The organism is Curtobacterium sp. MCPF17_051 (assembly GCF_003234595.1).
GTDB classification, from domain to species: Bacteria; Actinomycetota; Actinomycetes; order Actinomycetales; family Microbacteriaceae; genus Curtobacterium; species Curtobacterium flaccumfaciens.
The window spans coordinates 152,864-166,886 of sequence record NZ_QKSE01000002.1 but is presented as its reverse complement, the minus strand read 5'-3'; the positions used below and the strand labels follow the sequence as shown (position 1 = coordinate 166,886).

Genomic DNA, 14,023 nt, shown 5'->3' with positions numbered 1-14,023 from the left:
CACTCGATGCTCGAGACCACCGGACGGCCACGCATCGGCGTGATGGGTGGCACGTTCGACCCCATCCACCACGGGCACCTGGTCGCGGCGTCCGAGGTGGCGCGGGCGTTCGACCTCGACGAGGTCGTCTTCGTCCCCACCGGACAGCCGTACATGAAGTCCGACGTCACCGACGCCGAGCACCGGTACCTGATGACCGTGATCGCCACCGCGTCGAACCCGATGTTCACCGTCAGCCGCGTGGACATCGACCGCCCCGGGCCGACGTACACCGTCGACACCCTGCGGGACCTGCACGAACAGCGACCGGATGCCCAGCTCGTCTTCATCTCGGGCGCAGACGCCGTTCAGCAGATCGTCGACTGGAAAGACCATGATGGTCTCTGGGACCTCGCGCACTTCGTGGCCGTGACGCGTCCGGGACACGCCTTGAGCATCACCGGATTGCCCGAGCGGGACGTAAGCTTGCTCGAAGTCCCTGCACTGGCCATATCCTCGACGGATTGCCGTGACCGGGTTCGACGGGGTTTCCCCGTCTGGTACTTGGTTCCCGACGGTGTCGTCCAGTACATCTCCAAGCACCATCTGTATCGGAGCGTTGCATGAGTTCGTCCGACGCGCAGCCGCCCCTGTCGCGGCGCCAGGCGCGCGAGCGGGAGCGTGCCGCCGCGGCCGGTTCGCAGCCCGCGACGCCGCCCCCGACCGTCGCCGCACCCGCCGCCGAGACCCCCGAGTCCCGCCGCCGTCCCGGGTCGCACGTCGCCCCGGCCCCCGGTGGCCCCGCCCAGTCGTCCGCGCCGGCATCGGCGCAGACCGCGCCCGGGTCCGCCCCGTCCGTCCCGGCGTCGGCGCCCGCCGCCGGTGTGCCGCCGTTCCCGCCGGCCTCCGCGACCGAGATCGTCCCCGGCAGTGGTGGGCTCACCCGTCGGCAGATCCGGCAGCTCCGTGCCGCCGAGCGCCAGGCGGTCCTGCCGGTCCCGCTGCAGAACCCCACGCCCCAGTCGTCCGACCGCACCGTCGAGGACGTCCTCGGGTCGGTGGACACGATCGACCCCGCCGCCGCGCCGCAGAGCGCTCCGGACGCCGAGGCCACGCACGACGAGCAGCCCGCTGCTCCGACGGTCCTCGACCAGGCCGCTGTTGCCCAGGCCACCGAGGCCGACGGGTCCCCGGACGCGCTCGAGCCCCTCGATGAAGCCGCCGCGCACGCCGAGGAGCCCCGCCGCCACCGGTCGACGTGGTCGCCGCCCGCCGACGCCACCGAGTCCGACGCGTCGGCGACCGACGCCCCTGCGGACGAGGCGACCGACGTCGCCCCGGCGGACGAGACGTCCGAGGACGCTCCGGCCCGCTCAGCCCACGACGCTCCGGCTCCCGCTGCCGGGTCGCAGCCCGCCGTCACGCCGGTGCCGATCCCGACGAACGCCGCCGCAGCGACCCCCGCGGTGTTCCCGCTCTCGCTCGACGCCGAGGACGACGACACCAACGAGGTGCCGCTGCCCGAGCCCGCGACCGAGGCCCCGAAGGTCCCCGCCGCGTTCCAGCGTCCGACCGAGCCGAAGCCGGTGACCACGGCCTTCGCGCCGCCCGCCGGCCACTGGTCCCAGCAGGCGCACGACTCGAACGACTCCGAGGTGCACGACGCCGAGACCGGCACCCGCCGCGTCGCGGTGACGAACACGAACGCGATCATCCTGCCGAACTCGGCCCTGGCCGACCCCACCGGCGCACTCAACGCGACGGGCGAGGTGATCCTGACCGGGTCGATCGACCTGCCGGCGTCGCTGTCGTCGACGGGGTCGCACCGGCCGATCGACGGCGCCGAGGTGGACCGCCTGCTCGAGCAGCAGGACGAGCAGCCCGACACCGATGCCAGCCCGGTCCGGGCCAGTCGCGCGGTGTCCAGCCACACCTCGACCCGCCAGGTCGTGCTCGCCGCCGCCAAGCCGAAGGAGTCGCGCACGCCGCTGATCCTCGGTGTGACGGTCGGCGCGGTCGGGCTGGCTGCGGCCGGTGTCATCATCACCGCACTGCTCACCACCCACGCGTTCGGCGGCTGACCGCTGCCGTCCCCGACGTCCGTTCTCCACCACCCCGCCGACCCTGGCCTGGCCGCTGTCGGCGGGGTGGCTTATGATCGTGACCCATCAAGCGAACCGGCTGTCCGTCGGTTCGACGACCGGAAGGAATCCGTGACCGCCTCCACTCGCGCACTGGAACTCGTGCAGGCCGCAGCACTCGCGGCCGACGCCAAGCAGGCCGAGGACCTCGTCGCTCTCGACGTGACCGGGCCGTTGCAGCTCACGGACGTGTTCCTGCTCGCAACCGGTCGGAACGAGCGCAACGTGCAGTCCATCGCCGATGCCGTCGAGGAACGCCTCCTCGAGCTCGGCGCCAAGACGCTCCGCCGCGAAGGCCGTACCGAGGGCCGCTGGGTCCTCATCGACTTCGGCGAGATCATCGTGCACGTCTTCCACGACGAAGACCGCCAGTACTACTCGCTCGAGCGTCTCTGGGCCGACTGCCCGACGATCCCGCTCGAGCTCCCGGTGGACCACACCGCCTGATCAGCGACGCGCCCGGGTGACGGCTTCGATTTCGTCGCCCGGCGTTCGCATGGTGTACGCTTCTATGGTGCCTCCGGGGAACCGGTTGGTGCAAAAGCAACACGATCTGGGTCTGTGGCGCAGCTGGTAGCGCACCTGCATGGCATGCAGGGGGTCAGGGGTTCGAGTCCCCTCAGATCCACCCAGAACCCCCATCGTTCCTAGGAACGGTGGGGGTTTTCTCGTGCGTCCGACAGTGCTTCTCGTGCGTCCGACAGTGCTCGGTGGCCCGATACGCTGAGCGCATGAGCAACGACGCGCCGCTGTCCGGGTCCCCGCTGACGATCGCCTCCGCCGGGTACGCGGCCGACATCGCCACCGTCGGAGCGACACTGCGGACCCTGCGGCACGAGGGCCGAGACCTGGTCGTCCCGTTCGACGCCGACGAGGTCCGCCCGGTCTTCCGCGGTGCCGTCCTGGCCCCGTGGCCGAACCGGATCGTCGACGGCGAGTACTCCTTCGGCGGCGTCGACCACGAGCTGGCCCTCACCGAGCCCGCACGGCACCACGCCCTGCACGGACTCGTCGCGTGGACGGACTTCCGCGTGCAGGAGCAGGCGGACGACCGCGTGGTGCTCGCCACGACCGTCCAGGCGCAGCAGGGCTACCCGTACCGCGTCGAGGTCACCGTGGAGTACCGGCTCGACGCCGAGGGGCTGCACACCACGATCACCGGGACGAACACCGGGGCCGAGGCCGCGCCGTGGGGGACCGGCCCGCACCCGTACCTCGTCGCGGGTGCCGGCACCGTCGACGACTGGACCCTGACGCTCCCCGCCGCCCAGGTGCTCGAGGTGACGCCGGACCGGCTCGTCCCGACCGACCTGGTCCCCGTGCACGACGAGTTCGACCTGCGCACGCCCACGCTGATCGGTGACCGGTTCATCGACCACGCCTTCACCGGCTTCGACCGCGACACCGCCGGCCTCGCCACCATCGCGGTCACGGCTGCGGACGGTCACGGGGTCCGTGCGACCTTCGGGCCGGAGTGCGGCTGGGCACAGGTGCACACCGCCGACCACGTCGTCCCCGAGTACCACCGCGCCGGTCTCGCCGTCGAGCCGATGACGTGCGCCCCCGACGCCTTCAACGACGGCGAGGACCGCGGCCTCGTGGTGCTCGCGCCCGGTGCCTCGCACGCCGCCGCATGGACGATCGCCGCGATCTGACCACCCCCGGCCCCGTCGTCCGCGTCGAGATCCGCCGACTCGACCCGGCCCCCGACCTCGCGGCCCTGGCGGCGCAGGTCGCCGGGGACCTGGTGTGGCTCGACTCCGGCCTGCCGGACGGTGCTCCCGCCACGGCTCGGCCCCGGGCGCGCTGGTCCGTGCTGGCGTGGACGGACGGGCCGTTCGCCGCCCGGTTCCGGCACCAGGACCGTCGTGCGCGCCTGACCGTCGCCGCGCCCGCCGAGGAGTGGTTCGGGTCTGCCCGATCCGAGGAGCGTCCAGCCTTCGCGGTGCTGGCGGACCTGCTCCGACGCACGCCCCGCCTGCCCGAACCGGTCGTCGGGTGCGGGTTCGCGCTGGGCTGGGTCGGGTTCCTCGGCTACGAGCTCGGCCGCGAGTCCGGCGGCCCGGACCGCACCGCCGACGGGCACGCCGACGCCGACCTGCGGTTCGTCGACCGAGCCGTCGTCGTCGACCACACCGGTGGCGCCTGGGCGCTCGCGCTCGTCGCCGAGGCGGAACCGGCGGCCAGTGCGCGCAACCGCGCGTGGCTCGAGGAGCTGAGCACCCCCACGACGTCGGCCGGCGTCGTGGACGCGGCCACGGGCCTCCCGGCCGGGGTGTCCGCGGCGACCGGACGCGTGACGCGCGCCGCCTACGAGCGGGCGGTCGACGTGTGCCGCGCGGAGATCCGCGAGGGGAACGCGTTCCAGGTCTGCCTCACCACCGCCTTCGCGGTCGGACAGGAGGCCCGTGGCGGCCCCGGTACGGACCCCCACCTGGGCGAGTACCTGCGGATGCGGGCGTCCGACCCCGTCCCGTTCGGCGCGTTCCTGCGGCTCGGCCCGCTGCGCGTGGCGAGCCGGTCACCGGAGCGGTTCCTGCGGATCGACGCGGCCGGAGCGGTGCTCGCGGAACCCATCAAGGGCACGCGGCGGCGGCTCGCCGACGCGGTGGCGGACGCGGCCGCGCGGGACGACCTGGCGGCGAGCCCGAAGGACCGCGCCGAGAACGTGATGATCGTCGACCTGCTGCGGAACGACCTGCTGCGGACCGCGGTGCCCGGGTCGGTGCACGTCGAGCGGCTGTGCGCCGTCGAGACGTACGCCAGCGTGCACCAGCTGGTCTCGACGATCGGGGCGGTGCTGCCGCCGGGGACGTCGCGGGCCGACGTGGTGCACGCGGCGTTCCCGCCGGGGTCGATGACCGGGGCACCGAAGAGCAGTGCCACGGCGATCGCGGACCGGCTCGAGGGGGCGCCGCGCGGGGTGTACTCGGGCGCGATCGGGTACTTCTCGGCCAGCGGGGCGGTCGACCTGTCGGTGGCGATCCGTAGCCTCGTGACCGTGCTCGACGAGTCGGGGGCGGTGCGTTCCCGGACCCTCGGAGCCGGGGGAGCGGTGACCTGGTCGTCGGTGCCCGCGGACGAGGCGGACGAGGTCGAGACCAAGACGCGGTCGGTGCTCGGCGGAGTCGGGGCGGTGGCCAGCTGGTGAGCTGATGCCCTGATCCGAACACGTGTTCGACCAGGACTGTCCACAGATGTCGGACGCGATTGACATCATCGAACGCATGTTCGAATATGAGGGCATGCAGACGGCGGCGGCACTCCGGTCGCCCACCCCGGACCGGGGCGGGCGGAGCGGTGCTGCACGCGGCAGCGGCGCGGGCGGTGGCGGTGCGCGCCGTGGGACGGACCACCTGAGCGATGCCCGGGCCGCGCTCGACCGCATCACGTCCCTGCGGTCCCGGGTGGCCGACATGGAGTCCACGCGGGTCGACACCGCCGGGCTCCCCACGGCCCCGGCGCTCGAACCCCTGCTGCCCGGCGGCGCGATCCGGGTCGGTGGCACCTACGCCGTCCCCGAGTCGGTGCTGCTCGCGATCACGATGCTGCAGGCGGCCTCGGCGGCCGGGGCGTGGTGTGCGGTCGTCGGGGTGCCGTCCTTCGGGATCGAAGCCGCCGCCGCCGCGGGGATCGACCTCGAACGGCTCGTGCTCGTCCCCGATCCCGGTGACCAGTGGCTCGCCGTGACGGCGGCGATGGCCGACGTCGCCCAGATCGTCCTCACCCGACCGCTCGGCCGGGTCGTGCCGGGCGACGTGGCACGGCTGTCGGCTCGGCTGCGACAGCGCGGTGGCGCACTCGTCGCGCTCGGCTCCTGGCCCGGGGCGGACGTCACGCTGCGGGTCACGTCCTCGACGTGGAGCGGCATCGGTCAGGGCCACGGCCACCTGACGGAGCGCCGGGCCACCGTGACCGCGACCGGGCGTGCCGGCGCGGTGCGTCCGGCGACCGCCGAGCTGCTCCTGCCCGCGGCCGACGGTGCGGTCCGGGCCGCCACAGCGGTGCCGACGGTGGGCTCCGGGGACACCCGCGTGCTGCGGCCCGTGGCGGTGGCGTCGTGATCGCCTCCGGGCGCGTCCGGACCGACGCGATCACGCGGGGAGCGGCACTGCCCGAACCACCCCCGACCCGGACGATCGTGCTCTGGTGCCCGGACTGGCCGGTCATCGCTGCGGCTCGGGCCGGTGGCACCCCGCCGGAGCAGCCACTCGCCCTGACCGCGAAGGGGCTCGTGTTCGCGAGTTCCGCGTCCGCGCGTGAGCAGGGTGTCGTGCGGGGGCTCCGCGTGCGTGAGGCGCAGGCGCGGTGCCCCGAGCTCCTCGTGCAGCCCTACGACGACGCCCTCGACCACCGCGCGTTCGAGCCCGTCATCCGGGCGGTCGAGGCAGCGGTCCCCGGGGTCGAGGTGCTGCGGCCGGGCACCCTCGCGCTCCGCGCCCGCGGGCCGGCCCGGTACTACGGCGGTGAGCGCGCGGCGGCGGCGACCCTTGCCGGCATCGCGGCCGACCACGGCGCCCCCGCGGTACGGGCCGGGGTGGCCGACACCCCGTTCGCGGCGGACCAGGCCGCCCGGGCCCGTCCGGTGCGTCCCGGTGAACGGGTGCGGCTCGTGCCCGTCGGGGGATCGGCCGACTTCCTCGCGCACCTGCCGCTCGGTGTGCTCGGCGACCCCGACCTCACGACGGTGCTCGACCGGCTCGGCATCACCACGCTCGGCGACTTCGCGGCACTCGGCGACGAACAGGTGCGGGACCGCTTCGGCGTGGCCGGGGCGTTCCTGCACCGGTTGGCCGGGGGCCGCGACCCCCGCGAGATCGCGGCGCGGGAGATCCCGCCGGAACTCCGGGTCGAGGCGTCGTTCGAACCCCCGCTGGACCGCGCCGACCAGATCGCGTTCGCGTTCCGGCGTTCCGCCGACGACTTCGCCGAGCGACTCCGGGCCGCGGGGCTCGTGGCGACGACCATCCGTGTGGGGATCGTCGACGAGCGCGACATCCTGCTCGAACGGACCTGGGCGCACCCGCGCTGGTTCGACGCCGCCGACGTGGTCGACCGGGTGCGGTGGCAGCTCGCCGGCGGGGTGGACCCCAGCGGGCTCGAGGCGCCGGTCACCTCGGTCGTGCTCGAGCCGGTCGCCGTCGACGACATGGCGAACCACGAGCGCGGGCTGTGGGGCTCCGGCCCGGACGAGCGCGTGCACCACGGCCTCGCCCGGATCCAGGGCATGGTCGGCCACGACGGTGTGGTGAGTCCGCGCATCGGTGGTGGCCGCACCCTGTCCGAGCGCGTGGTGCTCGTGCCGTGGGGCGACGCGCCAGCCGGTGGTGAGCGAGCCCTGGCGACCGTGCGCGACCGCCCGTGGCCCGGCAAGCTGCCCGGCCCGCCCCCCGCCACCGTGCTCGAGCGCCCCCGACCGGTCGACGTCGTCGCCGTCGGTGGTGCGAGCGTCGACGTCGACGAGCGCGGCGTGCTGTCCGGCGCACCCGAACGGTTCCGTGCCGAGGGCGACCGGGGCGGCGGCTTCTCGGCCGTGACGGCCTGGGCGGGTCCGTGGCCGCTCGTCGTGCGGTGGTGGGAGTCCGGCGGCCGACGCCTGCACCGGTTGCAGCTCGTCGACGCCGAGGGGCGTGCCTGGTACCTGGTGCTGGCGGACCACCGCTGGTGGGCCGAGGCGATCGCGACGTGACCCCGACCACCACCACCAACAGGAGCGTGACCTGATGGGCTACAGCAACCCACCCATCCCGTGGTCGCAGTTCGAGCGCGCGCTGTCCGACAAGCGGAGCCCGGGCACGGCGCACGACGGCGACGGCGGCGACAGCCCGGCGTGGTCGCGGAAGCGCGAGCCGTACGTCCCGTCACCGCTCGACACCGACGGCGGACCCGTGGTGCCGTACGCCGAACTGCACGCGCACTCGGCCTTCAGCTTCCTCGACGGCGCCAGTCAGCCCGAGCACCTGTTCGAAGAAGCTGCTCGGCTCCGACTGCACGCCCTCGCGCTCACCGACCACGACGGCTTCTACGGGGCCGCCCGGATGGCCGAGGTCGCCGAGTCGTACCCGCAGGTCGGCACCGTCTTCGGCACCGAGCTGTCCCTGGGGTTGACCGAACCGCAGAACGGTGTGCCCGACCCCGAGGGCTCGCACCTGCTCCTGCTCGCCGACGGCCAGGACGGCTACCACCGGCTCGCCGGCGCGGTGACGAGCGCACACCTGGCCGCCGGGTCCGAGAAGGGCAGCCCGCAGTACGACCTCGACGACCTCGCCGCGCGGGCGAACGGGCACTGGCGCGTCCTCACGGGGTGCCGGAAGGGCTCCGTGCGGCAGGCCCTCGAGCAGGGTGGCGAGTCCGCCGCCGAGACCGCGCTCCGGGTGCTGCTCGACCGGTTCGGCAGCCGCAACGTCGTCGTGGAGCTGCTCGACCACGGCGACCCGCTCGACAGCGCCCGCAACGACGCCCTGGCCGCCCTCGCCGCGAAGCACGCGCTGCCCCTGGTCGCCACCGGCAACGTGCACTACGCCACCCCCGACCGGTTCCCGGTGGCGACCGCACTCGCGGCGGTGCGCGCCCGCCGCAGCCTCGACGAGATCGACGGCTGGCTGCCGGCCGCCGACACCGCCCACCTGCGCTCCGGCGCCGAGATGGCCAGACGGTTCGGGCGCTACCCCGGCGCGATCGAGCGGACCGTGGAGCTCGCCGACGAGCTCGGGTTCCGGCTGAAGACCGTGCAGCCCGGACTGCCCGACCTCGACGTCCCGGACGGACACACCGCGATGTCGTGGCTCCGCGAGCTCACGTGGACGGGTGCCCGGCGGTTCTACCCCGGCAGCGCCGACGGCGTCGACCCCCGCAAGCGGGAGCGCATCGAGCGTGAGCTGTCCGTGATCGAGGAGAAGAACTTCCCGGGGTACTTCCTGATCGTGCGCGACATGGTGCAGTACGCCCGCGGTCGGGGCATCCTCTGCCAGGGGCGGGGCTCGGCGGCGAACTCGGCGGTCTGCTACCTGCTCGAGATCACCGCGGTGGACTCGATCCGGTACGGGCTGCCGTTCGAGCGGTTCCTGTCGGCGATGCGCGACGAGGAACCCGACATCGACGTCGACTTCGACTCGGATCGCCGCGAAGAGGTGATCCAGTACGTGTACGCCAAGTACGGCCGGCACAACGCCGCCCAGGTCGCGAACGTCATCACCTACCGGCCCAAGGGTGCGGTGCGTGACATGGCGAAGGCGCTCGGCCACAGCCCCGGGCAGCAGGACGCCTGGTCGAAGCAGGTCGAGCGGTGGGGCTCGGTGACCGAGAGCCAGGACCACGACATCCCGCCGGCGGTCGTCGGGCTCGCGAGCGACGTCCTCGGGTTCCCGCGGCACCTCGGCATCCACTCCGGCGGCATGGTGCTGACCGACCGTCCGGTGGGCGAGGTCGTGCCGATCGAGCACGCCCGGATGGACGGCCGCACCGTGCTGCAGTGGGACAAGGACGACTGCGCCTACATGGGGCTCGTGAAGTTCGACATGCTCGGGCTCGGCATGCTCGCGGCCCTGCAGTACTCGTTCGACCTGGCGGCAGAGCACTGCGGGGAGCGCTGGGAGATGCACTCCATCCCGAAGGAAGAACAGGGGGTCTACGACCAGCTCTGCCGCGCGGACACGATCGGGGTGTTCCAGGTGGAGTCCCGCGCGCAGATGGGCACCCTGCCCCGACTGCTCCCGCGGCGGTTCTACGACCTGGTGATCGAGGTCGCACTCGTCCGACCCGGGCCCATCCAGGGCGGCGCGGTGCACCCGTACATCCGCCGGCGCACGGGCGAGGAACCGATCACCTACATGCACCCTGCGCTCGAACCCGTGCTCGAACGCACCCTCGGGGTCCCGCTGTTCCAGGAACAGCTCATGCAGATGGCGATCGCGGTCGGCAACTGCTCCGGTGACGACGCCGACCTGCTGCGACGGGCGATGGGGTCGAAGCGCGGGCACGAGAAGATCGACCGGTTGCGGGACAAGCTCTACACGGGGATGGCGGACAACGGCATCCACGGTGCGGACGCCGACGCGATCTACGCGAAGATCCAGGCCTTCGCGAACTTCGGCTTCGCGGAGAGCCACTCGATCAGCTTCGCCCTCATCGTCTACGCGAGCGCGTGGATGCGGCTGCACTACCCGGGGGCGTTCCTGGCGGCGCTGCTCCGGGCGCAGCCGATGGGGTTCTACTCACCGCAGACCCTGGTGGCCGACGCCCGACGGCACGGCGTCCGCGTGCTGCGACCGGACATCCTGCGGTCCGGGGTCGACGCCACGCTCGAACCGCTGCCGGACGGGGACGCCCCGGTCGGTGACGACGCCTGCCTGGCCACCGAGCAGCCCCCGGTGCTGCCCTTCGACAAGGCGCTCCCCGACGACACCGCGAGCCACCGTCGCGACGGTGCCTTCGCCGTGCGGCTCGGGCTCGCCGAGGTCGCGTCGCTCAGCCGGAAGAGCGCCGAGAAGATCGTCGCGGAGCGGGACGCGAACGGTCCCTTCCGCGACATGTCGGACCTGGCTCGGCGGGTCGGGCTCACCACGCCGCAGCTCGAGGCCCTCGCCGCGGCCGACGCCTTCGCTCCGTTCGACATCGACCGCCGCGGTGCGATGTGGTCGGCTGCCCAGGCGGCCGCCGAGCGTCCGGACCAGTTGCCGGACACACAGGTGTTCGTGCAGCCGCCGCTGTTCGGTCAGATGACGAGCGGGGACGTGCTCATCGCCGACATGTGGTCGACGGGCATGACGACCGACGACCACCCCGTCCGGCACGTGCGCGACCGGCTCGTCGCCCGCCGGGTGCTCAGCGTGCAGGACACCGCGACCGCCGAGACCGGACGACGGGTCGAGGTCGGCGGGATCGTGACGCACCGGCAGCGTCCGGCGACGGCCTCCGGCATCACGTTCCTGAACGTGGAGGACGAGACCGGGCTGGTCAACGTCATCTGCAGCGTCGGGGTCTGGGGGCGCTTCCGCCGGGTGGCGCGGGAGTCCCCGGCGGTGATCGTCCGGGGCATCCTCGAGCGCTCACCCGACGGGGTGGTCAACCTGGTGGCGGACCGCATCGAGCACCTGTCGCTGTCCGTCCGCACCCGCTCGCGGGACTTCCAGTGAGCGGTCGTGCGCAGGTGAGCGGTCGCACTCGAGTGAGCGGTCGTGCCCGAGTGAACGGTCGTGCTCAGCGCACCTCGGGCAGGCGGACCGTGACCTCGAGCCCACCGGCGGGCACGTTGCGGAGGGACGCCGTGCCTCCCGCTCGTTCCGCCACCGCACGCACGATCGCGAGTCCCAGCCCGGAGCCGCCGGGCAGGGCTCCGACACCGGTCGACGGGTCCGGGTTCGGGCGGGACGTCCGGGCTTCGTCCGGACGGGTGAAGCGGTCGAACGCCACCGGGATGAAGGACTCGGGCACGCCGGGGCCGTCGTCGGTGATCTGCAGCACGCCCTCGCCGCCGGTGCTCCGCCAGGACACGAAGATGCCGCCGCCGCGGGGGAGTGCGGACACGGCGTTGCCCGCGATGTTCGTCACGAGCTGGGCCATCCCGCCGGTGTCGATCCGGTACCGCGGTTCGACGGTGCCGCCGCCGATGCCCGGGCCGGAACCGCCGACGGCGACGGGCGGCTCGAGGTCGAAGTCGACGGTGACGTCCTTCGCCGAGGCGATGAGCCGGACGCGGTCGACCGCGGCCATCACCTCGTCGCCGAGGTCCGACCACGCGGTCTCGGGGCGCCGGTCGCCGTCCTGTTCACGGCGCTCCGACTCCTCGATCCGCGACAGCGCGAGCAGGTCGTTCGCCAGCCGCGACAACCGCGCGACGCTGTGCTTGGCGCGTTCGATGTGGGCGGCGAGGGCGGCGGCGTCGTTCCCGTCGAGCGAGGCGAGGTCGAGCTGGGTCGTCAGGATCGCCAGGGGTGTCCGGAGCTCGTGGCTGGCGTCCGACACCATCTGGCGTTCGCGCTCGGTCGCCTGCCGGGTCCGGGCGAGGAAGGCGTTGAGCGTGGTCGCCAGGGATGCCAGCTCGTCCTGGGCAGGGCCCACCGGCAGTTCGGCACGCTCCGGGGCGACGGAGAGCCGTTCGGCCTCGCGGCGCATCCGGTTCACCGGGCGCAGCGCGGTGGTCGCGAGCACCCAGGACGCCACGCCGAAGGCGAGCAGGATGGCCAGACCGGTCAACGACAGGGTGGTCGTGAGGTCGTCGACGACGATGGCCTCGGCCTGCGAGTTGCGGGCGGCTACAACCGTCCAGCGGCCGGCCTCGTTGACGGGGTGCTCCACCACGACGCGGTACTCCGAGCCGGAGACGGTGATGATCGAGGTGCCGGCAGGGGTGGACCGCAGGCTGCCGAGCGCCTGCTCGACACGATCGGGCATCGTCGACAGCACGATCTCGCCGGACGGGGACACGACGGCGACGAGCTGCGCGTTGCCCGGCGGCGACAGGTCGGGGTCGCTGTCGACCTCGAGAGTCGCGACGTACGGGTCGGCGTCGGCGTCGAGCAGCGTGCGCGTCGCACTCGCGACGACGCTCACCACCTGGAACCGCATCACCAGGACGAGCAGCAGGATGACGATCGCGGCGATCGCCGTCGAGCCGATCGTGATCCGGGCACGCAGCGACAGCCGACGCAGCGGCCGGATCGGACCGCCGCGTCGGCGGTCCGATCGTGGGGCGTCGTCGGCCCCGCTCACGCCCCGAGCAGATCCAGGCGGTACCCGCGACCGCGGACCGTGGCGATGGCGACGGTGGCCTCGTGCGCGGTGAGCTTCTTGCGGAGGTACGAGATGTACTGCTCGACCACGTTCGGGTCGACGTGCTGCGAACCGTCCCAGACCTCTTCGAGGATCTTCGGGCGGTCGACGACACTGCCTGCGGAGCGGGCGAGCAGTCGGAGCAGGGCGAACTCGGTGGGGCTCACGGCGACGCGCTGCCCCTTGATCGAGATGCGGCGCGCCTCGGAGTCGATCGACACGTCCCCGACCTCGATCGTGCGGGGCGCCCCGGCGGACTCGCGACGGCCGAGGGCACGCAGCCGGGCGGTGAGCTCGGCGAAGGCGAAGGGCTTGGTGAGGTAGTCGTCCGCACCGGCGTCGAGCCCGAACACGCGGTCGTCGACGGCGTCGCGCGCGGTCACGAGCAGGATCCGCACGGGGTCCTCGCGCTCACGGATCCGTCGGGCGAGCTCGAAGCCGGACATGCCGGGCATCATCACGTCCACGACCGCCAGGTCGAACGCCTGCTCGCCGAGGGCGATGAGCGCCTCGACACCGTTCTCGACGGCCGTGACCCGGTACCCCTCGGCCGCGAGTCCGCGTTCCATCAGGGCACGCATCTCGTCGTCGTCCTCGACCACCAACAGCCGCATAGTGGACCTCCTCGGACCCATCGTGGCATCGAACCGGCGCGGAGGGCCGTTCTCCGGGGCCGACTCGCTGAATCTCGTCACAGGACGGAGCAGAACGGTCTGTCCCACGTCCTGGGGACGTGAGCGCGGCTTGCTTCGTTGCTAGGCTCCGGCAGCGGACAGCGCGACCCGATGCGCCGCCCGCACTGGGGGATCATGAACGACTCGATCGACCACCCGGCCATCGTGCGCCTGCGCGTCGAACTGGACGCCGCGTGGAAGGGCATCGGCGCGCTCGCGCAGCTGGAGGACGCTCCGCGCGACCGCGTGGTCGCGGAGCTGCGGACGGCGGTGCCGGACGTGGCGAGCCGTGCTGCACGCGAGGTCGGCACCGAGGCCGTCGTCGCCGAGATCAGCCGGTACGCCGACGCCGGCATCCCGGGTGCGACCGCGACCGACGTCGTGCCGACCGCGGTGATCTGGTCGGACGTCGTCCGGACAGCGTCGGAAGCGGCCTGCGCAGCGCGCTGAAGCGGACCG

At 73.3% G+C, this 14,023-nt stretch carries 11 protein-coding genes and 1 tRNA gene; 10 read left to right on the top strand and 2 right to left on the bottom strand.

Annotated elements, in window-relative coordinates; genetic code table 11:
- Window positions 1–6: 6 nt before the first annotated feature.
- From nadD to DEJ35_RS02175, 9 genes are all read left to right on the top strand, one after another.
- Window positions 7–606: a nicotinate-nucleotide adenylyltransferase gene (nadD, locus tag DEJ35_RS02215; protein ID WP_110859233.1), complete on the top strand. Its 600-nt coding sequence runs from the start codon at window positions 7–9 to the stop codon at window positions 604–606.
- Window positions 603–2,060, top strand: a complete 1,458-nt coding sequence (locus DEJ35_RS02210) for a hypothetical protein (RefSeq protein ID WP_111191959.1) — start codon at window positions 603–605, stop codon at window positions 2,058–2,060. The genes nadD and DEJ35_RS02210 overlap by 4 nt, the downstream gene beginning before the upstream one ends.
- A gap of 132 nt (window positions 2,061–2,192) precedes the next feature.
- Window positions 2,193–2,567, top strand: coding sequence for a ribosome silencing factor (rsfS, locus tag DEJ35_RS02205; RefSeq protein ID WP_027464721.1), 375 nt, complete (start codon window positions 2,193–2,195; stop codon window positions 2,565–2,567).
- A gap of 108 nt (window positions 2,568–2,675) precedes the next feature.
- A tRNA-Ala gene (locus tag DEJ35_RS02200) sits at window positions 2,676–2,748 on the top strand.
- Between the two features lie 103 nt (window positions 2,749–2,851).
- Window positions 2,852–3,775, top strand: a complete 924-nt coding sequence (locus tag DEJ35_RS02195; RefSeq protein WP_111191958.1) for an aldose 1-epimerase family protein — start codon at window positions 2,852–2,854, stop codon at window positions 3,773–3,775.
- On the top strand, window positions 3,754–5,271 hold the full coding sequence (locus DEJ35_RS02190; RefSeq protein WP_111191957.1) for an anthranilate synthase component I family protein: 1,518 nt from the start codon (window positions 3,754–3,756) through the stop codon (window positions 5,269–5,271). The genes DEJ35_RS02195 and DEJ35_RS02190 overlap by 22 nt, the downstream gene beginning before the upstream one ends.
- Before the next feature lie 46 nt (window positions 5,272–5,317).
- On the top strand, window positions 5,318–6,184 hold the full coding sequence (locus DEJ35_RS02185) for a hypothetical protein (RefSeq protein WP_181435473.1): 867 nt from the start codon (window positions 5,318–5,320) through the stop codon (window positions 6,182–6,184).
- Window positions 6,181–7,809 (top strand): DNA polymerase Y family protein, encoded by a 1,629-nt coding sequence (locus DEJ35_RS02180; RefSeq protein WP_081827190.1) that lies wholly within the window; start codon window positions 6,181–6,183, stop codon window positions 7,807–7,809. The genes DEJ35_RS02185 and DEJ35_RS02180 overlap by 4 nt, the downstream gene beginning before the upstream one ends.
- 34 nt (window positions 7,810–7,843) lie before the next feature.
- The gene (locus DEJ35_RS02175) at window positions 7,844–11,254 is read left to right on the top strand and encodes an error-prone DNA polymerase (protein WP_111123100.1); all 3,411 of its coding nucleotides are present in this window, start codon (window positions 7,844–7,846) and stop codon (window positions 11,252–11,254) included.
- Window positions 11,255–11,318: 64 nt separating this feature from the next.
- On the opposite strand, the gene DEJ35_RS02170 is transcribed toward DEJ35_RS02175, so the two are convergent.
- Both DEJ35_RS02170 and DEJ35_RS02165 read right to left on the bottom strand, forming a co-directional pair.
- Window positions 11,319–12,830, bottom strand: a complete 1,512-nt coding sequence (locus DEJ35_RS02170) for a cell wall metabolism sensor histidine kinase WalK (protein WP_111123101.1) — start codon at window positions 12,828–12,830, stop codon at window positions 11,319–11,321.
- Window positions 12,827–13,504: a response regulator transcription factor gene (locus DEJ35_RS02165; RefSeq protein ID WP_017885962.1), complete on the bottom strand. Its 678-nt coding sequence runs from the start codon at window positions 13,502–13,504 to the stop codon at window positions 12,827–12,829. The genes DEJ35_RS02170 and DEJ35_RS02165 overlap by 4 nt, the downstream gene beginning before the upstream one ends.
- A gap of 195 nt (window positions 13,505–13,699) precedes the next feature.
- On the opposite strand from DEJ35_RS02165, the gene DEJ35_RS02160 reads away from it, so the two are divergent.
- Window positions 13,700–14,014 (top strand): hypothetical protein, encoded by a 315-nt coding sequence (locus tag DEJ35_RS02160; protein WP_111191956.1) that lies wholly within the window; start codon window positions 13,700–13,702, stop codon window positions 14,012–14,014.
- Window positions 14,015–14,023: the final 9 nt, after the last annotated feature.

Excerpts from the sequence above, each read along its gene's own strand:
- DEJ35_RS02185 (WP_181435473.1), top strand. The coding sequence starts at position 5,318 with ATGTCGGACGCGATTGACATCATCGAACGCATGTTCGAATATGAGGGC.
- DEJ35_RS02190 (WP_111191957.1), top strand. The coding sequence starts at position 3,754 with ATGGACGATCGCCGCGATCTGACCACCCCCGGCCCCGTCGTCCGCGTC.
- DEJ35_RS02175 (WP_111123100.1), top strand. The coding sequence starts at position 7,844 with ATGGGCTACAGCAACCCACCCATCCCGTGGTCGCAGTTCGAGCGCGCG.
- DEJ35_RS02160 (WP_111191956.1), top strand. The coding sequence starts at position 13,700 with ATGAACGACTCGATCGACCACCCGGCCATCGTGCGCCTGCGCGTCGAA.
- DEJ35_RS02195 (WP_111191958.1), top strand. The coding sequence starts at position 2,852 with ATGAGCAACGACGCGCCGCTGTCCGGGTCCCCGCTGACGATCGCCTCC.
- DEJ35_RS02210 (WP_111191959.1), top strand. The coding sequence starts at position 603 with ATGAGTTCGTCCGACGCGCAGCCGCCCCTGTCGCGGCGCCAGGCGCGC.
- nadD (WP_110859233.1), top strand. The coding sequence starts at position 7 with ATGCTCGAGACCACCGGACGGCCACGCATCGGCGTGATGGGTGGCACG.
- DEJ35_RS02165 (WP_017885962.1), bottom strand. The coding sequence starts at position 13,504 with ATGCGGCTGTTGGTGGTCGAGGACGACGACGAGATGCGTGCCCTGATG.